The sequence below is a fragment of the Thalassospira sp. Z349TD_5 genome (assembly GCF_056173045.1).
In genome coordinates, this window is sequence record NZ_CM149654.1 from 699,126 (window position 1) to 720,140 (window position 21,015).

Below are 21,015 nucleotides of genomic sequence, written 5' to 3' on the forward strand. Positions count from 1 at the left end.
TGATCTGGTGTGATCAGACATCAACAGGCACCGGCAGGCAACACGATATTTGGAGGCAGACATGAGCAAAACGACCCCCCTTAACCGTCGCATTCGATTGGGTATGGTTGGCGGCGGCCACGGGGCATTTATCGGGGCGGTGCATCGCATTGCCGCCCGGCTTGATGATCGTTATGAACTGGTCGCAGGCGCGTTATCGTCCAAGCCAGATGTTGCCCGTGCGTCGGCCGAGGAACTGTTTATTGCAGCCGATCGCAGCTACGACAGTTTTGAGGCGATGGCAAAACAGGAAGCCGCGCGCGACGATGGCATTGATGTGTGCGCGATTGTCACGCCAAACCATGTTCATTTTCCCGCCGCCATGGCGATGCTTGATGCCGGTATTCACGTGATTTGTGACAAGCCGCTGTGTTTGACCGTGGATGAAGCCGAGCAGCTTGCAGCCAAGGTCAAGGAAACGGGTCTTCTGTTTGCATTGACCCATAATTACACCGCCTATCCGATGGTGCGCGAAGCCCGCCAGATGGTGGCCGATGGCAAGCTTGGCGATATTCGCCTTGTACAGGTTGAATATCCACAAGGCTGGATGGCGACCCGTGTGGAAGATACCAACAACAAACAGGCCAGTTGGCGGGCCGATCCGGCCAAGGCGGGCATGGGCGGCGCGCTGGGCGATATTGGCACCCATGCGCATAACCTTGCAAATTTCGTCTCGGGCTTGGAAATCAGCGAACTGTGTGCCGATGTGGATGCCATCGTTGCGGGTCGCAAGCTTGACGATAATGTGCAAATCCTGATGCGCTATGCCAATGGCGCGCGTGGGATGCTGTGGGCCAGTCAGGTTGCCGTGGGCCACGAAAACGGCCTGAAATTGCGGGTTTACGGCGACAAAGGCGGGATTGAATGGGCGCAGGAGCACCCCAATCATCTGCATTTCCGTCCACTTGACGGCCGTCCGGAATTGATGACGCGCGGTGGGGCGGGCATCGGTGCCGAGGGGCTTCGCGGTGTGCGTGTACCACCGGGGCATCCGGAAGGATATCTTGAAGGGTTTGCCAACCTTTATACCGATTTTGCCGACCAACTTGGTGCGTTTTTAAATGGCACCGCGCCAGATGCCGCATCGCTTTTGGTGCCGGGCATCCAGGAAGGTCTAAACGGCATGAAATTTGTCGAAGCCGTCGTGCGTTCCGGACGGGAAGGGGCAACGTGGGTTCGACTTTAAGGGGGCAGGTTTTCTGGGGAAACCTGTGACCACACAAGGAACTTAACCGTGTTCTTCCCGCCGACGTGTGTCGGTTGCAGGCCGTTGCTTTTATGAAGCAGCGGCCTTTTTTTGTGGCTTTTGGGCCGATTTAACGGCGTCTTTCGCGGTCATAGGCGGTTTTCATCGCGAGCTTTGCCGATGAGACAGGAGAGGCTTATTTTTTCCGACTCGGATGGATAAGGCGATCTAAGGGCTTGTTTGATCAAGGTTTCCGGGCCGTGGGCGACAGCCATCTTATGGCAAAGACGCAGGATGCCGCGTGTTGGTTTTCCACGAAGTGAAAAAGAATAGCCCTTTGATTGATCGCCTATTGATGGAATTTCCGTATAGGTGTTTGCTTGGAAAATAATAAATAAACCAGTCCTGTCAGGGAAACACCGGGAGCGTTTTAATGCCCGACAAGCCAAGGCTTCTTATCACACGCAAACTGACCGACGCCGTCCAGACACGGGCAGCGCGCGACTATGATGTGGTGATAAATGCCGACGACCACGTTTTTGCGACCGATGAGCTGATTGCCAAATGTCAGGATGTGGACGCGGTACTTCCGTGTCATTCCGAGCATTTTTCTGCCGATGTGATCAGTGCATTGCCCAAACGGTTAAAAATCATCGCCAACCATTCGGTGGGGGTTGATCACGTCGATCTGGTGGCCGCCAAGGATGCCGGGGTTGTTGTGACCAATACGCCGGATGTTTTGTCCGATGCGACGGCCGAAATTGCCATGCTGTGTATGCTTGGTGCGGCACGGCGCGGGGCGGAAGGTGATGCGATGATCCGGGCCGGTAAGTGGGATTTCTGGTCGCCGGCCTTTATGGTCGGGCGGCAAGTGACCGGCAAGCGGTTTGGCGTTCTTGGGATGGGACGTGTCGGGCAGGTCGCGGCCGAACGTGCGCGCGGTTTTGGAATGATAGTTCACTATCACAATCGCAAACCCGTTCCCGAGCATCTGGCCAAAGGGGCTGTGTTCCACGATACGGTCGAGGGATTGTTTGCCAATTCCGATGTGCTGTCACTGCATTGCCCCGCCACACCGCAAACCACCGGAATAATTAACAAAGATACGATTGCATTGTTGCCCGATCGCGCGATCCTTGTGAATACGGCGCGCGGCAATCTGGTCGATGAGGCGGCCCTTGCAGATGCGCTTGAAAGCGGTAAGCTGTTTGCGGCCGGGTTGGATGTGTTTTGCGATGAACCGGGTGGAAATCAACGGATTAGCGCGTTGAAAAACGTTTTCCTGTTGCCACATATAGGGTCCGCGACCGAGGAAACGCGCGATGCGATGGGGTATCGCGCGCTTGATAATCTTGATGCTTATTTTAAGGGTCGTGAACCGGGTGACCGGGTGGCCTAACAAGGCGGGTTAACCGTCAAATATCAGTGAATTCAAAGCTTTAACAATAACAAAATGCGTGCCGGTTTTTGGTCCCGAAACGGGGAAAGCGCATCGACATGATCTTCAACAAAAAGGTCAGGGGCTTTTGAAGGCTGAATTTACCGTTCGTTTGTCGGCAATGGTTGTCGATTTATGGCGGTATTTCTGGGAGGAAGTAATGAATACGAAAGTTAATTCTGAAGGCAAGAAGTCCGTCGAAGTGTCGCGTCGTTCGTTCCTGACCAAGGGGGCGACCGGTGTGGTTGCCGGTGGTGCCGCAGCATCCGGGCTGTTTGCAGCCCCTGCTGTTCATGCACAGCCAGCACCGATGGTGTTGAAAATGCAGACGTCCTGGCCGTCATCTGACATCTGGATGACGTTTGCCCAACAATATGTTGATCGTGTTGAAGCCATGTCGGGTGGTCGTTTGAAAGTCGATCTTTTGCCTGCTGGTGCGGTTGTTGCCGCGTTTCAGGTTCTCGACGGTGTCAATGACGGCGTGATTGATATTGCCCATTCCGTGCCGGTTTACTGGTACGGCAAAAACAAGGCCGCATCGTTGTTTGGGACCGGTCCGGTGTTTGGTGGTTCTGCCACCACCATGCTGAGCTGGTACTATGCCGGGGGTGGTCAGGAGTTCTACCGCGAGCTGACCCAGGACGTTATGGGACTTGATATTGTTGGTCGTCTGGGCTTCCCGATGCCAGCACAGCCTTTTGGCTGGTTCAAAAATCAGATTAATGCGGTTAGCGATATCGAAGGCCTTAAATACCGTACGGTGGGTCTGGCAGCAGACCTTCTGCAGTCGATGGGCATGTCCGTTGCCCAGCTTCCGGGCGGTGAGATTGTGCCGGCGATGGAACGTGGCGTGATTGACGCGTTCGAGTTCAACAACCCGTCGTCTGATATGCGTTTTGGCGCACAGGATGTGGCGAAAAACTACTATCTGTCGTCATACCATCAGGCGTCTGAAAGCTTCGAGTTCCTGTTTAACAAAGGGCTTCTTGAAGACATGGACCCGGACCTTCAGGCCATCTTGCTGCACAGTGTTGAGGCGGCTTCGACGTCAAACACCGCCCTTGCCATGGACAACTATTCTGCCGACTTGCAGAAACTGCAAGACGAAGGTGTGGAAGTTCACCGGACGTCAAAAGACATCCTGGCAGCACAGCTTGAGGCCTGGGACAAACTGATCCCGACGCTTGAAGAAGATTCGTTCATGAAACGGGTTCTCGATAGCCAGCGTGCATGGGTGGAACGTGTGACCTATTACGAACTGATGAACTCACCTGATTATCAGCTCGCATACGAACACTACTTCCCGGGCAAACTGAAACTCTGATCAACCCATAGGTTTTTCAGTGTTTAGATGACCCTGACCACCCCGTCTGCCGGGTTCGGCGGGCGGGGTGGTCAAGATGCGAACGGACAAGGTTTCATGATCAGATTTATCGAATTTGCGGACAAGCTGTCGGCGTGGTTTGGCAAGGCGTTTGGGTGGCTTATCATCCTGATGACGCTTGGCATGAGTTATGAAGTGGCTTCGCGATACCTATTTAATGCGCCGACGACCTGGTCGCTGGATGTGTCATTTATCATGTATGGCACGATGTTCATGATGGGCGGGGCCTATACCCTGTCACGCGGTGGGCATGTGCGGGGGGATTTCCTGTATCGTCTTTGGAAACCCAGAACGCAGGGCATGGTTGATCTGGTTCTTTATCTGTTTTTCTTCTTCCCCGGTGTGATCGCACTGATCTTTTCGGGTTGGAAATATGCCGCCCGGTCCTGGGGATATGGCGAGGTCAGTGTGAACAGCCCGGCGGGCGTTCCGATCTTTCAATTCAAGGCCGTTATTGTTGCCGCGGGCATTCTTCTGTTCATTCAGGGCATCGCACAGGTGATGCGCTGCATCATGTGTATCCGTGAAGGGTACTGGCGCAATGCAGAAGACGATGTCCAGGAAACCGAAGAACTTCTGATGAAGCAGGGTGTCGCCAAAAGCGATGGGTCCTGAACTTCGGACTGACTTGGACCCCAACAGTGATTGCCCCCGAACGGAGCTGCCAAAGTGATTGACGCACATGTCGCCCTAATGATGCTGGGCATCTTTATTATCCTCGTATTTCTGGGCTTTCCGGTGGCCTTTACCCTGATGGCTTTGGGGATTGGTTTTGGATATTACGCCTATTTCGATGACGGTCGGATGTGGCGGGCCTTTAACCGACTTGCCGAAGACAGTGACACCCTGACATCCGCGATTACGTGGTTTGAAGGGGCGTTTAACAACCGAATATTCGATTTATTTATCAACCAAACCTATACGGTGATGTCCAACGAGGTCCTGACAGCGGTGCCGTTGTTCCTGTTTATGGGCTACATCGTTGAACGGTCAAACATCGTCAATCGGTTGTTTAGCACCCTGAATGTTGCCGCGCGCAATATCCCCGGATCGCTGGGGGTTGCAGCCCTTGTCACCTGTGCATTGTTTGCAACCGCGACCGGGATTGTGGGTGCTGTTGTGACCCTGATGGGGATGCTGGCCCTGCCTGCGATGCTTAAAGCACGTTATGACAAAAGCTTTGCTGCGGGGATTATTTGTGCCGGCGGGACGCTTGGCATTCTGATCCCGCCGTCGATCATGTTGATTGTTTATGCCGCGGCATCGGGTGTTTCGATTGTGCGGCTTTATGCCGGGGCGTTGTTGCCGGGCCTGACACTGGTGGGTTTGTATCTTCTGTATATCGTTGGCCGTTCGATGTTGCAGCCAAAAGCAGCCCCGCGTCCGACCAAGGAAGAAGTTCCTGAAGTGCCGCTGCCCAAAGTTTTGTGGATGCTGGCAACCTCGTTCTTCCCGTTGGCTTTCCTGATCCTGTCGGTTTTGGGATCGATCCTGTTTGGGTTGGCAACACCGACCGAGGCGGCATCGATTGGCGCGCTTGGTGGTATCATTCTGGCGGCGTCTTACCGCGCGTTGACGTTTGATCGGTTGCGTGAGTCGGTTTACCTGACGGTGCGGACATCGGCGATGGTGTGCTGGTTGTTTGTCGGGTCTTATACGTTCTCGTCGGTGTTTTCATACCTTGGCGGGGAGCATGTTATTTCCGAGTTCGTCAGTGGACTTGATCTGACACCATTGCAGTTCCTGCTGTTGGCGCAGCTGATCATCTTCTTGCTTGGCTGGCCTTTGGAATGGTCGGAAATCATCATTATCTTTGTTCCGATCTTCCTGCCATTGCTGCCGCTGTTTGATATTGATCCGCTGTTCTTTGGTATTCTGGTGGCGTTGAACTTGCAGACCTCGTTCCTGACCCCGCCGATGGCGATGTCGGCCTATTACCTTAAGGGGGTTGCCCCTCCGGGGATATTGTTGACCGATATCTTTAAGGGGATCATGCCGTTCCTGTTCATGGTGATTGTCAGCATGGTGTTGATGTACACTTTCCCGCAGATCGTTTTCCATCTGCCTGATCTGTTCTATGGTGCGCGTTAAATGCAAAAGGCTTTGGGAAATTGTAATGAGTAATATCAATCCACTCCTGACACTTGATGTTGTCGAACTGCGCGACCGCCTTGCCAGCGGGGCGGTGCGCGCCGTCGAATATGTCGAGGCGTGCCTTGCGCGTATCGAAGAGATCGAACCACAGGTGCAGGCGTGGGCATGGCTTGATAGTGATTTTGCCATTGCCCAGGCCCGGGCCCTTGATGCGCGGCGTCAATCCGGGGCCGCTATTGGCCCGTTGCATGGGTTGCCGGTGGGGCTGAAAGACGTCATTGATACCGCACGCATTCCGACGTCCAACGGGACACCGTTGGACGAAGGGCGGGTGCCCGAAGAAGATGCGGTTCTGGTGGCACGGCTTAAAGCCGCCGGGGCCATCATTATGGGCAAAACGGTGTCAACCGAGCTTGCCTTTATGCATCCATCCAAAACCCGAAACCCGCACAATCCGGAGCATACACCCGGTGGGTCGTCTGCCGGGTCGGCCGCCGCCGTTGCCGCAGCCATGGTGCCACTTGCGGTGGGGACACAAACCGGGGGATCAGTGATCCGGCCCGCATCGTTTTGCGGTGTGGTCGGGTTCAAGCCAAGTTTTGGCGCGATTGCCCGAACCGGGGTTCTGCCACAAAGCCCGACGCTTGATACCATTGGTGTGTTTGCCAATTCGATCAATGGGGCGGCGATGGTGGCCGAAAGCCTGTTTGGCTATGACGCGGGCGATCCTTATACGTCGCCAAGCCCGACGCCAAGGTTGCTTGATGTTGCCAAAAGCGATCCGTTGGTCACCCCGATGTTTGCCTTTATCCGGCCGCCACAGTTCGATGAACTGGCCGATGAGGAAACCGTGATGGCGTTTCGCGAAATCACCAGTGTTTTGGGCGATCAGTGCTTTGAAGCACCGTTGCCCAAGGCATTTGATGATGCGGCCGCCTTGCGGGCCAAGATCAATTTCGCCGAGATGGCCAAGCATTATTATTCCTATGAAAAGCGTGGCCGTGCGCAATTGTCATCGGAAATCATTGCCGCCATCGACAAGGGCAATGATGTGACGGCCCGCGATTACTTGGCCGCCCTTGACTGGCGGGGATTGTTTAATGCCGGGTTGGAGGAAGTTTTCCAGCGGTGTGACGTGATCATCACACCGGCGGCCACCGGGCAAGCACCGGCGAACTTAAACACCACGGGGGATGCGATCTTTAACGGGCTTTGGACGTTTTGTGGCACGCCCGCGATCACCATTCCGTTGCTGTGGTCGCAAAACGGCATGCCGATGGGCGTTCAGCTTGTCGGGAAGATTGGCAATGACGCACGTTTGCTGCGCACCGCAAACTGGTTGAAAACATATCTCAGCACGCAGGGAGATGCCTGATGACGGGTGATACTCTAAACCGCGCGATGGCGCTTCTGGCTTTTGTGATCCTTACCGGATTTGTCGCTATTTTGATTGCATATGTCCCGCGGTGGGATCTGGCGATCATGTCGATAATTACGCTTGTGCTGGCCGGGTGGGATTTCTTCCATACGGCGACGGGCCGCAAAAGCGACCATCACTGATTTTAAGAACGTCAGGCCTGCCGTGTTTCGGCGGGCCTGACGTCATAGCCAAACCGTTTGGCGGCAATCATGGTGATGTCGCGGATTTGGTCGATTTCATCGTCACCGAAATTCGGGCGATAGTAACTTGGCGCATGGATCGTCGGGGCCACGCGGTCAATGATCGGTTGGGCATCGGCAAGCCCGGTGTGATCAAACAGCGTGCGCAACTTGCCCGCCGGATCGGCCACCAGATCCTCGTAGCGCACAACAAGCGTTGCCTTTTCAAGGTTCTTGTTCACGGTTAACCGGTCTGCCAGATAGTGATGCAGGTTGGACCAGTAGTGCGCCCATCCTTCGACTTCCTTGCCGTTTTTCCAAAGATTCATGATGTCGAGGGTTGCGTGCAAGTCCCCGGTGTTGATCGGGCGGCGGTCCAGTCCAAATTCGAAATGCCCGACACGCTGCATGTGGGCAACCGCACGGGGGTTGTTCTGTTCCCCGGCACAGAAAAGAGTGTGTTGCTTGATCAGGGATGCGATGTGCCAAACCGGATCGCGCACGGGTAAAACAAAGCGCGCATCGGGAAACAGCGACAACAGATATTCCATCCGGGTGACGAGATAGTTTGCCTTGGACACATAGCGCGTGCCGCCGCGGACATGGATCAGTTTTCGAACGTGGTCACGGTAGAATGCCTCGAACGCGGGGTTGCTGATGTGTTCATCAAGCGTGTTGTTGTCCCCAACGTCATGGAGATGACGGAAAAACGCCATCCAGATCATTTCTTCGAACGCTTCGGGGCTTTCGGGGGTGATGTTGATGCCATCGGCATGGGTGCGTTCAACAGCCACGTTCTTTTTGCCCGGTGCCAGATCGACAAACCGGTTCCAGAACCACGGGGTAAAAACAGGCGGATAATCGCGATACTGATGGGTGGCGGCATCGGGGTGCTGGGCAAGGGTTTCAAGCAAGATTGTGCTGCCCGACCGTGCCAGACCGGCAACAAAAATCGGTTTTTCAATTTCGATATCTTCGATGGCATCAGCAGCCATTTTCGTTTCGAAATTGCCAAGCCGGATCCATTTGGCCGGGTGACGGGCGATCAGGCCGCTGAGCCAGTGATCCCAGCCCGAAACGTGGAAGGCTTCGGGTTTTGGCGATTTTTGCGAAACGACCTTGTCAGATGTGGTGCCGGTTGGATTGGTCATTCGATCCGAAATCCTTTCTTGATCCCCAGGGATGCCAACAACAGGGCGACAAAGAATGTCAGTTCCCAACCACGTGCCCAGCCCGGACCAAAGGCGATGATTTCCTGTGCGGGCAGGTCAAAGCGTAATTGCGTTACGGGTGTATCGTCGGGCAAGTAGCCCGCCGGATTGCCAATCAAATGGTTCCACCAGACTTTTTGGTGCATGACCGGAATGGCCGCAGCCGGGGCAATGACATGGGTTTGGCCGTCAAGAGTTCCGGGGATCTGGACGGTTGGGCAGCTGCTGTCTTGGGCGTCGGAATTAATGCCGACTTGCTCAATCGGGGTGCCTTGTGGTTCGACCGAAATTGCAACGGTCTGATCGGGGGCCGGGCAGCGATACCCATATTGCCCGTCCAGCCAGACAATCATGGCAAGGGCGGGCATGGACGCCAGAACCGCCGGACCGATCACAAAGCCGACCAGTTTGAAGGAATGCCCAAGCTGTGCCCTGGCCAGACGCATGCCGTGGGCGAAGTCCTCGCCATCGTCGTCAGTCATGGCTTTTTGGGCGGTTTTGACATCGGCCTTGATCTGTTTGATCCGGGTTTGCGGCGATAAAACCCGATAAAGGACCATGGAAATCACCGCACAGAGCAGCCCCCAGATCAGCACCCGGCCAAACGGGCCAATGGCGTCGCCCATCAAGTCGTCGAGAGTTGTGAATGCCGGGGCGGGCCAGTCAAAAAGTCCCATTATGTGCCGTCCTGTTGTGCGTCAATGATGCGGTGTGTTCACGAACTTGAATGTTTTGAGCTTTCGGTCGTGCTGTTTTGCGCCGTCGTGCGATTGGCTTTGCGTTTGCGCATCATTTTGCGAATGGGCCACATCAGAACGAAGCCAACCGCAACAAGGATCGCGGCCAAGACCGCCCAAAGGGCGGACAGAAGGCTTAACCCCGCACCCGGGCCGACATAGGCATGGGCCGGAAAGGCGGTGAGCAAAATGGCACAGGAAAGGGCCGCTGTGGTGCCGATGGTGAGCATTTTTGAGCTGGGGGCGGACATGCGTTGGGCATGTGTCATTGCGTTTCGGGTCTGTTTCATTGTGCGGCTCCGGTGTTGGAGGCAGGGACAGTGTCGCGATACAGGGCCGCACGCGCATCGGTGATGCGTTCGGCCTGCGACACAACGGGGATCAGTTTTTTGTCGGGATTATCAGGATCGTCGCGACGGATCGGATTGTGGAATTCCCACACGATGTCGCCGGTCGGGGTGACTTCAAACAGTCTGCCGCCGCTTGATTCCGTAATCAGTGTATTGCCATTGGGCAGGCGTTGCTGATCAGCACGGATGTTGCTGTCAAACTTATGGGCCGCTGTGCCCTTGTACTGCCACGTGATGGCGTTGGTTGCCGGATCAATTTGCAAAACGCGCGATTGTCCGGCATCCGGGTCGGCAAGCTGCCCCTGATTGTCAAACAGCAAGATATCGCCGTTGGGCAGGACATCGGGGTCATGTTGCCCCAGCCATGAACCGCGGGTGGCCCAGACAATTTTTTCCGCATCCATATCAAGCACGGCGATGATGCCAAGATCGCGGAAGGACACGACAACATCGCCTTCCTTGCCATAGGCAAAGTTCTTTGCGGTGTCGGCGTCAATCAACTGGATTGTATTGGTATGAAGAATATCTTCATTGGCGAAATAGGGCGCAAAATCAACCATGTTGGCGTAGCTTGAATTGATCAGCGCATCAAGGATCGAGACCTTTTTGATCTCCTTGCCTTCGGGTGACAGGATCACAGCGAAATCATCCAGACGCGGCGGGGTCAGCTGTTTGCGGTTGGCATAGGTGTTGAACCGGAATTCCTGTGTCAGGGCGTAGACCCGGCCATCATCGGCGATGGAAAAATCATGGTGGGCGGTGCCAAGATATTTCCACACCGGTTTGGAATTTTGGTCGATCTTGGCCATGCCATAGCCGTACGGGGTGTCGCCCGCCGCCGTGTATTGCACAATCAACCCGCCATCGGGTGCCATCTTGGCGGTGTGCCAATGCATGAAGTCGTCTTTTTGCGGATTGGGGATCGGGGATGTTTCATCGTGGATCATGCTAAAGGGCATGCGCCATTCATGGACAATATTGCCATCCATATCGATCAGCACGGCATGGGGACCATCGCCCGATGAATAAAGTGTCAGGCCATTTTGCGCGCGATTGGCATCATGGATGGTAACGCCGGTCTGATCGCTTCTGGCCGGGGCCCAGAAATCAAGCCGTTCGACATCGGTGTATTTGGTGCGCTGTTCCCAAAGGGCCGTCCCGGCACGCCACGCATTTTTCATCGATTGATAAGGCGGCACTTCTGCCAGCACGACAAACGCACCCAGACCAAAGCTGATCGCGGCAATACCAACAAAAAAGGCAGAAATAAAAACGCGATCGCCGCCATTATTGGCGGCGGTTTGATCTTCTTGATCGGAACCAGACACGCATAACCTCCATATCATTTGAAACGGAGGTTACGGGGCAGTACAGGCAAATTTGCGGCCATTTTTCCGATGATTATGGCTTTTTGGCCGGTATTTTGTCGCCGTTTCGCCTTAAACGTGAATGGTAAATATGGTTTTTCGCGTGCGGTTTTGCCGAGCCTTTTCCACGCAATAACGGCGCTGCTACTCGCCGATTTTGGCAAAAAGTGCGGTCATCACGGGCCAGCCTGAACTTGATCAGACCGGCCCGTGACGATCACATAACCATTGAAAGCCCAACACCACGACAAGAACAGCGGTTATTTCCGTTCGGGGGACTCAACCAGATTTTCAATCGGGGTGATGGCGGTGGTTTTGACCTTTTTGGTGACGATATAGGTGAAATAGCGATCAATACCGATATCAGACACCAGAAGGCGGTCGATCAGGCGTTGATAGGCATCAACATCGTGACAGAGCACCTTGAGCATGTAGTCGACCCCGCCGCCAAGCGCATAGCATTCGACGATTTCGGGGATGTCCTGCACGGCTTTCTCGAAAATCTGGAAATCGCCATGCTGATGATGGCGCAGGGTGACTTCGGTCAACACCAAGGTCGGTTTGACCAGCTTTTCAAGATTGATATGGGCGTGATAGCCCGAAATCACGCCCAAGTCTTCGAGGCGTTTGAGGCGTTCCCAACACGGGCTTGGCGACAGGTTGACCGCCTCGGCCAGTTTGACCTTGGTGATGCGCCCTTCGCGTTGCAGGGTTTTGAGTATTTTAAGATCCAGCTCATCAAGCCTGATCATGGTCACAGCACCTTTGCAATCACGGCCAGACAATCACCCATCTTGATCAGGCCGGGGAAGTGACGGCACGATAATATCCCGTCACGCGATGCATGATATTCGCGCGGGGCTGTGCCGGTGCACTCGACATCATAAATGCGGGCAATCAAATCGCCCTTTTTAACCATATCGCCCAGATCAACGCAGGGTTCAAACAGGCCTGAGTCTTGAGACGCGACAAAGCAGTCATCGCCGGGCATATCAAGCATGGCGGTGCCATTCGGGGCGGCTTCAATTTCACCGCCGACAATCCCGGCATGGATCAGAATATTGCGCACACCGCGATCAGCAATGGCTATGCGTTCTGCCGTGGTGGATCCACCGCCGCCAAGTTCGGTGGTGACAAAGGTTTTGCCAGCTTCCTCGACGACGGTATCGAACATGCCAACCGCATCGAGTTCGAGCATCATCATCGAATAGGGCGCGCCAAACGCCTTCATCGCGGCCACACATCGGGCTTCCTGTTGCTTGTCAGGCAGGACATGGGCTGCGGCAAACGGGATGAAATCAAGCGTCTTGCCGCCCGAATGGATGTCGAGAACGATGTCGGCCTCGGGCACGAGATAGCGCAGGACGTAATCGGCGATTTTCTGAGTGACCGTGCCATCGGGTTTGCCCGGATAAGACCGGTTCATGTTGCCCGCATCAATTGGCGATGTCCGCGATGCATTACGAAATGCCGGATAATTCATCGCGGGCAGAATGATCACGCGCCCGGTGACATCGGCCGGGGTAAGGGAGCCCGCCAGTTTGAACAGGGACACGAGGCCTTCGTACTCATCGCCGTGATTGCCGCCGGTCAGAAGGGCGGTGGGGCCAGCCCCATTGCGGATAACCGTGATGGGGATCATCACAGCCCCCCATGCGGAATCGTCACGCGAATAGGGCAGCTTTAAAAAGCCGTGATGGATGCCATCGCGATCAAGCGGGATCGTCGGGCTGATGGGGGAGGCTTTTGTCATGGTCGTATCCTTGAAGGGCCGAATGTCGCGACCGTCGAAATTCGGCATTGGTACTGTTGCACCGGGGACGAGCGGCTTGGCATATTGCCGTTTGGCACGTCGGCCCGGTGCGGTGTTGGTGTGATCGCCGGTGGCTAGTTCTTCACGAACAGCTGCCGTGGGTAACTGGTCAGTGTTTTGCTGCCGGTTTCCGTGATCATCATGCTTTCGGTGATTTCGATCCCCCAGTCATCAAACCAGAGACCCGGCATGAAGTGGAAGGTCATGCCCGGTTCAAGAACCGTTTTATCACCGGGACGCAAACTCATGGTGCGTTCGCCCCAGTCGGGCGGATAGGACAGCCCGATTGGGTAGCCACAGCGGCTGTCTTTTTCGATGCCGTATTTTTGCAGAACGCCAAAGAAGGCCAGTGCGATGTCTTCGCAGACGTTGCCCGGTTTGGCGGCCTCAAGCCCGGCCTGAAGGCCTTCGATCAGGGCACTTTCAGCATCAAGGAACCTTTGGTCCGGATCGCCAAGGAAAATCGTGCGCGACAGTGGCGCGTGGTAGCGGCGATAACATCCGGCAATTTCAAAAAACGTTCCGGAATTGCCCGGAATGGGTTTTTCATCCCATGTCAGATGCGGTGCACCGGCATCGGCACCCGATGGCAGAAGCGGCACAATTGCCGGGTAATCCCCGCCAATTCCGTCCACACCGGCGATGCCGGTACGGAAGATTTCCGCGACCAGTTCGTTTTTCTTCATGCCCGGTTCGACGATTTCGAAAATACGTTCGTGCATGTTTTCAACAATGCGGGCGGCCTGACGCATATAGAAAATTTCGGTTTCCGACTTGATCGCACGTTGCCAGTTTACAAGGGCGGTGGCGTCGGAAAACGTTGCATTGGGCAAATGAGTTTGGAGCTGTAGGAAAGCCTTGGCGGAGAAATAGTAATTGTCCATTTCAACGCCAATTCTGCGCGATCCCCATCCGCGATTTGTGATCACCTCGGAGAGATAATCCATCGGATGGTGTGTGGTCGATTGTACGTAGTAATCAGGATAGGGAATGATGCGATCATGGGTCATATAGACCGTACGCTTTGCCCCGTTTCCATCCTGGGAACGCCCAAACCAGATTGGATCATCCTCAATCGGAACAAGCACACATTGATGGACATAAAATGACCAGCCGTCATAGCCGGTCAGCCAGGCCATGTTTGACGGATCGGACACGATCAACAGATCAAGTCCCTTCTCCACCATGGCTTTTTTGGTTTTCTCCAAGCGCTCGGCATATTCTTCGCGCGTGAAATTCAATTCAACCTGGCTCATCGCAGGCCTCCAGAAAAAGGCGGGGTTTCAGCTTTCCTGACCCATGTTCCTTTTGTTGTTACGAAGATACCTCTATCCCGGCTGCTGCTGCGTCACAGCGGCTTCGGGCGAGGGTGGCGATTGCGGTGTCCTGAACACCAGTCCCGGTCAGGTCACAGATGGTAATCTGATCATCGGATGTTCTGCCAGAAGCATTTCCGGCAATGACCTGTCCAAGTTCGGGGAATGTCGCGTCAGCCGTCACAACCCCGGCATCAATGGCGTGATGAAGTTCACCAAGGATACGGGTTTGTGCCTGACTGTCGCAGACATAAAGGTCGGCCTGCCCGATCAGGGCAGGGTCAATTTCGTTTTTATGTTCGGCGTCCGACCCCATGGCGGTGACATGGGTGCCCGGTTTGACCCAATCGGCCATCAGAACCGGTTCGCGTGCGGGCGTGGTGGTAACGATGATGTCGGCATTGGCGGCCGCATCCTTGCCATCACTGGTGGCCGATACCGGAATGCCAAGTTCAAGCGATGCCTTTTTGGCACAAGTTTCGGCCTTTGCCAGATCACGGGCCCAGATGGTGGCCGAGATGATATTGCGCACCAGTGTCAGGGCCTTGAGCTGCAATCGGGCTTGCACACCCGCGCCAAAAATCGTGGCATGTTTGGCATCCTTGCGGGCCAGATGGTTGGCGGCAACACCGCCAGCGGCGGCGGTTCGGATATCGGTCAGGTAGCCGTTATCAAGAAGGACGGCTTCCAGCATGCCGGTTTTCGATGAAAACAGGTTCATCAACCCGTTGACCGAGGGCAGGCCGAGTTTGGGGTTGTCAAAAAAGCCGGGGCTTATTTTAATCGCAAAGCCATCCAGACCGGGGACATAGGCGGTTTTGACATCGACCTCGCCATTATAGTCGTCAATGTCCAGACGCAGGATCGGCGGCATGCGGACATCCTTTGTCGCCAGTGCAACAAAGGCGTTTTGCACGCAATCAATGGCATCGTGATCAAGGTCGATGACCTTGCGAAGATCGGTTTCGGTGAGGATTCTGATGTTTGGCATGTCGGTTACTCCGCCATCAGGTTAACGTCTTCGCCGCCAACGATCCGTTTATGCAGCGCCATGTCGATATTGCAGCCCGTGGTCAGGGCAACCGTGCGCCCCGGATTATCAATCAACCCGGCGCGAAGGGCAGCAATGCCCACAGCACCCGATCCTTCGATGACCTGTTGATCATCGTGATAGGCCGCCCGGATGCCATCGGCGATCTGGGCTTCATTGACCAGCACGAAATCATCGGTGAGATCACCGCACATATCAAAGGTGTATTGGTTGTTTTCGCCAATGCCGCCGCCCAGACTGTCGGCCAAAGTCGGCAGTTCCTTGACTGCGGTTGGTTTGCCTTCTTGCAGGCTTGTGATCATGGCACAGCCGCGTTCCATGGTGATGCCGACCACGCGAATGTTTGGATTGATCGATTTTGCCACCAGTGCAACACCGGCCAAAAGACCACCACCCGACAGGGGCACAAGCAGGGTATCAACATCTGGCAGGGCTTCGATGATTTCAAGGCCAAGCGTCCCCTGACCGGCGATGATGTGCGCGTGGTCAAAGGGCGGGAGCATGGTCAGGCCTTCTTCGGCGACAAGACGGTCAACTTCGTGCTGGGCCTCGTCCTGTGACTGACCGATGATGCGGACTTCGGCCCCTTGGGCGCGGATGCCATCGACCTTGTTTTGCGGGACCAGCTCAGACATGCAGATGACCGAGCGGACCCCGGCATTGTGCGCGGCATAGGCCAGCGCCCGGCCATAGTTGCCGGTGGAGACACCGACAACGCCCTTGGCCTTTTGCGCGTCGGTCAGGCGCAACACAGCATTGGCCGCCCCGCGCAGCTTGAAGCTGCCGGTGTATTGTTGCTGTTCACATTTCAGCCAGACGGGGCTTCCGATCCGGTCGGAAAGCGACGTGGACGGACGCAACGGCGTATGGATCACGTGGCCCGCGATGGTTTTGCGGGCAGAAAGAACATCAGCAAATGTGATGGGGTCTTTCATGGCGACCTCGACTTATTTTAAAGGTTGTGGGGCATGGTCAAACAGGGTTCCGAACCCTGTGACCGGCTTTGTGTATTTCATCAGATGAAGGGCATGCCAGATCAGGGCCTGATTGCTGGTGATCACGGGCTTGCCCAATTTTTGTTCGGCCTCGGCCACGATTTCGGCGGAGCGGATGGCGGTGCAGGAAATAAACACCGCATCGGCATCAGGCGTATCGGCGTTAAGGGCCGCCTTAAGAATGGCGCCGGGTGGAAGCGCTGTCATATCGAAATCATTGTCCAGACCAAAGCCCATCACACGGGTTGTCGTGAACCCCTTGTCGATAAAGCCATCCGCGACCGAGCGGGTCACATCGGCAAGATAGGGGGTGACGATGGCAATTTTTTGCGCACCGACTGCCTTTAAGGCCAATTCGCCCGCCAGAAGCGGGTTGGTCACGGAGACGCCCGGCATGCCCTGATTAATCAGGGCGGCGATCTTGTCCGATCCGGTGACGGCGGTGCCCGATGTGCAGCCAAATATGGCAACATCAACGCCGTAGCCGGGCAGCAAAGTGCGTGCGGCACGGGGTAAATCATTGGCCATGGCGCGCAGGTTTTCGACCGTAACCGGGTTGGCATTTTCAATCCGGGTGGTGAACAGGCGCACGTCGCCGGGCAGGATGCCGCGCAGGTCATCCTCGCTGTTGAAATCGGTGGCAAGTGTAATCAATCCGATCCGCCCTGCCGGTCCGACAGGATCGGGCGAATAGGACAGGTTTACCGGCTCTGGCGTGACCGCTGGGGATACGGACATCATCCTGAACTCCAAGAGGCGGGGTGGTCCAAACCATGTTGTTTGGACCACCCCTGTTTCGGTTTCGTGTTTAGGTCGCTTCGGCGAACCCGGTTCTTGCTGATTTGCCGGACTTAGTGGAAGGCAAGCTCAGGCAGGAACAATGCAATTTGCGGCACAAGCACCAGGATAACGGCAGCCAGAAGCAGCATGATGATGAAGGGTGGCGTGCCGCGAATGACCTCCGCATAAGGTCGTCGGAAAATCGCGATGGCGGTAAAGATATCGCAGCCGAACGGCGGTGTGGCCGAGCCGATGGCCACCTGAAGGGTGACAAGTGTCCCCACCAGAACCGGGTTAAGGCCCGCCGCATGTACCAACGGCATGAAGATCGGGGTCAGAACCAGAATCACGACAATCGGATCGACAAACATGCACCCGATGAAGAAGGCGATGGAGATTGCGGCCAGAACAACGTATTCGTTGGCCCCTTCGAGCCCCAGCGCACCAATCACATGTTGCGGGATCTGGGCAAAGGAAATCACGAACGAGAATGTCGTGCCCGCGCCGACCAGAATAAACACAACGGCGGTGATCAGGCCGGTCGATCTGGCAATATCAAGCAGTTCAGACCATTTGACCGATTTGAAAATCAGCACTTCAAGAATGATGGCATAAACGACGGAGACAGCGGCAACCTCGGTCGGGCTGACCCAGCCCAGATAGATGCCCCCGACAATCAGAACCGGGAACATGATCGCAGGACCAGCATTGATGATGGCCTTACCACGTTCGGTCCAGTTCATGCGCGGGATGGTCGGGATGTTGTTCTTTTTGGCGTAATAGACACAATAGGCGGAGAACATCAGCAAGATCAAAATGCCAGGGCCGATACCCGCCAGAAAAAGCTCACCGATGGAGACTTTGCCGACAACACCAAACACGATCATGCCAATCGATGGCGGGATCAGAAAGGCGATGTCACTGGCGTTAATGATCAGGGCCATGGCGAATTTGTCTTCGTAGCCAGCCTTGAGCATTTTCGGGCGCAGCGGGCCGCCCATGGCAACCACGGTGGCCTGCGTCGAGCCAGAGACCGCGCCAAACATGGTGCAGCCAAGGGCGGTGGTGACGGCAAGACCGCCGCGCACATGACCGACAAAGGTCATGGCAAGGTCAATCAGCCGGTTGGCGGTATGCCCCTTTGTCACGATATCGGCGGCAAAGATAAACATCGGCACCGCAATCAGGGCGACCGGGGATATGCCCGTCACCATTTGCTGAATGAGGATGCGTTCGGGGATGGGCATGTAAAAGGCAAATGCCACGACGCTGGCGGTGGCAAGCGGGACCATCATGGGGAAGCCAAGTACGAGCAGTACAAGCATCACCAGAAGGATTGTGGTTCCAAGATCCATTTTTCCGTTCTCCTTACAGGTGAATATCTTCAGCTTCGAACGTATCTTCGACCCGGTAGGACAGATGTGTCCCCGGCCTGAAGATGTTCGTTGCTGCGGCAAGGACGAACTGGATGCCCGTTACGGTCAGGCCGAATGGAACCCAGAGGACGGTGAAATAGTATGGAATACGCAACGCAGGCGTCAGTCGGTTGGACTGGATCAAAGACGAGACGTAATCAATTGAATACCACGCCAGCAGGAACAACAGAGATGCTGTGCCAAGTGTGATGATAATCATCATGACCTTGCTGGCCTTGGGGCCGAGCATATCGGTAAAGGCCGACATGCGAATATGGCGCCCCATCCGGGCGGCCTCGCTGATGCCGACGAATGTGACGAGAATGATCAAAAATTGATTGAGTTCTTCGGAAAAGAAAATGCTCGAACTAAAGACAAGACGCATGATCACGTTGGCGACGGTATTGACCGCCATGATCACAATGCTCCAGCCAAGAAGCTGACGCTCGATCACGGACAACCCGTCATCAAGTCGTTTTAGAATACCCAATACCCCACCACCCGGGGCGGGGGTTTCCCCATTTGAAGCTGACATACGACCTCCTTGATGCGCGTGCGAGACATTATAAAAAACGCTGTGTGCAGTGATCGGTTCCCTCCCGCACATGTCGTCTTCGCTTCACGCGTGAAGGATCAGAATAAAAACGCTTTGTGACGGTTCAATCACATTTTTGTCATGAGACAAAAATCAATACATAACGTCGAAGGCATGGACACCCGGCATTTGATCCATTGTGTGACGGATCTGCATCAAGCCGTGATGCAATGCCGGGGTATCGACAGCCCCGCCAAGGCACAATCGAATGGCGTTGGGGCGGGGGACCTTAACGGTCATGAACGGGTCGGAAATCGTAACAGCCACGCCATTTTTGCGCAGTTCAGAAGCAAACCATTCTTCCTGCCAATGGGCGGGGATACGCACCCAGGCACTGAGTGATGTCGGGTGATGACGGACAACCGCATCACCAAGGATTTCGGCGACAAGGGCCTGTCGTTCACGCATCAGGGCGCGCTGGACTGTGACGGCCTGATCGACGGTTCCATCGGCAATCCAGCGTGCGCCGATCTCGGCCATCAATGGAGTCCCCATCCAGCCAGTGACGCGTAAAACGCTGCTGGCGCGGATTGAAAGGTGCTGCGGGACGGTCAGAAAACCGGTGCGAAGCCCCGGCATGACAATCTTGGTCAGGCTTGAAACGTGAAAGCCAAGCTTGGGCAGGAAGCTTGTGATTGGGGGCAGGTTTTGTTCAAGCAGCGGGCGATAGACGTCATCTTCAATGACGTAAACCCCGTAGTGTTCGGCGATTTCGGCAATTTTTTTGCGCCGCTCCAACCCCATCAGGCAATTGGTCGGATTGGTGAAAATCGGTGTGACGACAAGGGCGCGGACTTGGCGTTGATGGCATTCGCGTTCAAAGGCCTCGGGCAGGATGCCCTGTTCATCGGTGGGAAGCGCCCCCAGCTTGAAGCGAAGGATACTGGCGGTGCCGATCACCCCATGGTCGGTCAGGCTTTCGGTCAGGACAACATCATCAGGCTGCACAATGGTGGCAAGGGCGGTGAACACCCCCTGCGCGGCGCCATTGGTGATCAGAAGGTTGGGGATGGTGCAGTCGATCCCCATGGTTGCCAGCCATTTGGAGCCGATTTCGCGGTGATATTCGAATCCGGCAACCGGACGGCAACTTTCCATCCAGCCATGCATTGTTTCTTCGGCCAGGCGGGCATGCATCTGGCGCGACAGATCATTGTGAAAGTCGGTATAGGCGGTTCGAACAATCGACAGATCAATCAGGTCGGGTTGGCGGTTATCAAGGATAAAGGAGGACGCACGGTCGGTCAGGCGGGCCTGAACGAATGTGCCGCGTCGTCGTTCGGATCTGAGGTATCCCTGACGTTCGACTTCCTTGTAGGCGGCACTGACGGTCTGAACGCTGACTTTGAGGCGGTAGGCCAGTTCACGGTGGGTGGGCATGCGGACATCATGTCGGAGTCGTCCCGATTCGATGTCGGTGATGATCGCTTCTACCAGTGCCTTGTATTTGGGCCCGGTTTCGCCACTCAGATCGATGTCTGGCAACCACATTATGCTTTTCCACCCTTTAATTTGGCCTGACCCTAACATGACCTGCGGGTAAATGTGTAGACGTCAAAGTTATTATGTCCTGATACAAAACTAGCATTGACCTGATGCAGGAACATTTCAACACTTCGCACGTTCATAAAATTGATGTGCCAAT

General features: G+C 55.3%; 21 protein-coding genes. 8 read left to right on the forward strand and 13 right to left on the reverse strand.

The features are described from left to right. Window positions 1–61 precede the first annotated feature (61 nt). The 7 genes from AC0VXT_RS03120 (at window position 62) to AC0VXT_RS03150 (ending at window position 7,701) form a co-directional block, all read left to right on the forward strand. Complete coding sequence (locus AC0VXT_RS03120) at window positions 62–1,225, forward strand: Gfo/Idh/MocA family protein (RefSeq protein WP_475547461.1); 1,164 nt, start codon at window positions 62–64, stop codon at window positions 1,223–1,225. 433 nt (window positions 1,226–1,658) lie between these two features. After that, window positions 1,659–2,624, forward strand: coding sequence for a 2-hydroxyacid dehydrogenase (locus AC0VXT_RS03125; RefSeq protein WP_475547462.1), 966 nt, complete (start codon window positions 1,659–1,661; stop codon window positions 2,622–2,624). Window positions 2,625–2,823: 199 nt separating this feature from the next. Then, window positions 2,824–3,987, forward strand: coding sequence for a TRAP transporter substrate-binding protein (locus AC0VXT_RS03130; protein ID WP_475547463.1), 1,164 nt, complete (start codon window positions 2,824–2,826; stop codon window positions 3,985–3,987). A gap of 96 nt (window positions 3,988–4,083) precedes the next feature. Further along, on the forward strand, window positions 4,084–4,662 hold the full coding sequence (locus tag AC0VXT_RS03135) for a TRAP transporter small permease subunit (protein WP_028791409.1): 579 nt from the start codon (window positions 4,084–4,086) through the stop codon (window positions 4,660–4,662). Window positions 4,663–4,716: 54 nt separating this feature from the next. Further along, window positions 4,717–6,138: a TRAP transporter large permease gene (locus AC0VXT_RS03140; RefSeq protein WP_475547464.1), complete on the forward strand. Its 1,422-nt coding sequence runs from the start codon at window positions 4,717–4,719 to the stop codon at window positions 6,136–6,138. 25 nt (window positions 6,139–6,163) lie between these two features. Further along, the gene (locus AC0VXT_RS03145; protein WP_475547465.1) at window positions 6,164–7,516 is read left to right on the forward strand and encodes an amidase; all 1,353 of its coding nucleotides are present in this window, start codon (window positions 6,164–6,166) and stop codon (window positions 7,514–7,516) included. Beyond that, the gene (locus tag AC0VXT_RS03150) at window positions 7,516–7,701 is read left to right on the forward strand and encodes a hypothetical protein (protein ID WP_475547466.1); all 186 of its coding nucleotides are present in this window, start codon (window positions 7,516–7,518) and stop codon (window positions 7,699–7,701) included. The genes AC0VXT_RS03145 and AC0VXT_RS03150 overlap by 1 nt, the downstream gene beginning before the upstream one ends. Window positions 7,702–7,712: 11 nt before the next feature. Here the strand turns inward: AC0VXT_RS03150 and AC0VXT_RS03155 are convergent, their stop codons facing one another. The 6 genes from AC0VXT_RS03155 to doeB all read right to left on the reverse strand — a co-directional run bounded on the left by AC0VXT_RS03155 (window position 7,713) and on the right by doeB (window position 13,158). Continuing rightward, entirely contained in the window at window positions 7,713–8,891 is a 1,179-nt protein-coding gene (locus tag AC0VXT_RS03155) for a sulfotransferase family protein (protein WP_475547467.1), read from the reverse strand. Then, entirely contained in the window at window positions 8,888–9,628 is a 741-nt protein-coding gene (locus AC0VXT_RS03160; RefSeq protein ID WP_475547468.1) for a hypothetical protein, read from the reverse strand. The genes AC0VXT_RS03155 and AC0VXT_RS03160 overlap by 4 nt, the downstream gene beginning before the upstream one ends. A gap of 38 nt (window positions 9,629–9,666) precedes the next feature. After that, the gene (locus AC0VXT_RS03165; protein WP_475547469.1) at window positions 9,667–9,978 is read right to left on the reverse strand and encodes a hypothetical protein; all 312 of its coding nucleotides are present in this window, start codon (window positions 9,976–9,978) and stop codon (window positions 9,667–9,669) included. Next, on the reverse strand, window positions 9,975–11,366 hold the full coding sequence (locus tag AC0VXT_RS03170) for an arylsulfotransferase family protein (protein ID WP_475547470.1): 1,392 nt from the start codon (window positions 11,364–11,366) through the stop codon (window positions 9,975–9,977). The genes AC0VXT_RS03165 and AC0VXT_RS03170 overlap by 4 nt, the downstream gene beginning before the upstream one ends. Before the next feature lie 299 nt (window positions 11,367–11,665). Further along, window positions 11,666–12,157 carry an Lrp/AsnC family transcriptional regulator gene (locus AC0VXT_RS03175; RefSeq protein WP_101302674.1) on the reverse strand — a complete coding sequence of 164 codons (492 nt, stop codon included), beginning with the start codon at window positions 12,155–12,157 and terminating at the stop codon, window positions 11,666–11,668. Window positions 12,158–12,159: 2 nt separating this feature from the next. Beyond that, window positions 12,160–13,158: a N(2)-acetyl-L-2,4-diaminobutanoate deacetylase DoeB gene (gene doeB / locus AC0VXT_RS03180; RefSeq protein WP_475547471.1), complete on the reverse strand. Its 999-nt coding sequence runs from the start codon at window positions 13,156–13,158 to the stop codon at window positions 12,160–12,162. Here doeB and AC0VXT_RS03185 point away from each other — a divergent pair. Further along, entirely contained in the window at window positions 13,157–13,282 is a 126-nt protein-coding gene (locus AC0VXT_RS03185; RefSeq protein WP_417824899.1) for a hypothetical protein, read from the forward strand. The two genes, doeB and AC0VXT_RS03185, sit on opposite strands and share 2 nt — an antisense overlap. A 10-nt stretch (window positions 13,283–13,292) precedes the next feature. Here the strand turns inward: AC0VXT_RS03185 and doeA are convergent, their stop codons facing one another. The 7 genes from doeA to ehuR all read right to left on the reverse strand — a co-directional run bounded on the left by doeA (window position 13,293) and on the right by ehuR (window position 20,861). After that, window positions 13,293–14,474 (reverse strand): ectoine hydrolase DoeA, encoded by a 1,182-nt coding sequence (gene doeA, locus AC0VXT_RS03190; protein WP_475547472.1) that lies wholly within the window; start codon window positions 14,472–14,474, stop codon window positions 13,293–13,295. 58 nt (window positions 14,475–14,532) lie between these two features. Continuing rightward, window positions 14,533–15,525 (reverse strand): ectoine utilization protein EutC, encoded by a 993-nt coding sequence (eutC, locus tag AC0VXT_RS03195; RefSeq protein WP_475547473.1) that lies wholly within the window; start codon window positions 15,523–15,525, stop codon window positions 14,533–14,535. A 5-nt stretch (window positions 15,526–15,530) separates the two neighbouring features. Beyond that, the gene (gene eutB, locus AC0VXT_RS03200; protein ID WP_475547474.1) at window positions 15,531–16,520 is read right to left on the reverse strand and encodes a hydroxyectoine utilization dehydratase EutB; all 990 of its coding nucleotides are present in this window, start codon (window positions 16,518–16,520) and stop codon (window positions 15,531–15,533) included. A gap of 12 nt (window positions 16,521–16,532) precedes the next feature. Then, the gene (locus AC0VXT_RS03205; RefSeq protein ID WP_475547475.1) at window positions 16,533–17,321 is read right to left on the reverse strand and encodes a maleate cis-trans isomerase family protein; all 789 of its coding nucleotides are present in this window, start codon (window positions 17,319–17,321) and stop codon (window positions 16,533–16,535) included. Between the two features lie 110 nt (window positions 17,322–17,431). Continuing rightward, window positions 17,432–18,715: a TRAP transporter large permease gene (locus tag AC0VXT_RS03210; protein ID WP_475547476.1), complete on the reverse strand. Its 1,284-nt coding sequence runs from the start codon at window positions 18,713–18,715 to the stop codon at window positions 17,432–17,434. A 13-nt stretch (window positions 18,716–18,728) separates the two neighbouring features. Further along, window positions 18,729–19,310: a TRAP transporter small permease gene (locus AC0VXT_RS03215; RefSeq protein ID WP_022731374.1), complete on the reverse strand. Its 582-nt coding sequence runs from the start codon at window positions 19,308–19,310 to the stop codon at window positions 18,729–18,731. 153 nt (window positions 19,311–19,463) lie between these two features. Continuing rightward, entirely contained in the window at window positions 19,464–20,861 is a 1,398-nt protein-coding gene (ehuR, locus tag AC0VXT_RS03220; protein WP_101302663.1) for a MocR-like ectoine utilization transcription factor EhuR, read from the reverse strand. Window positions 20,862–21,015 lie beyond the last annotated feature (154 nt).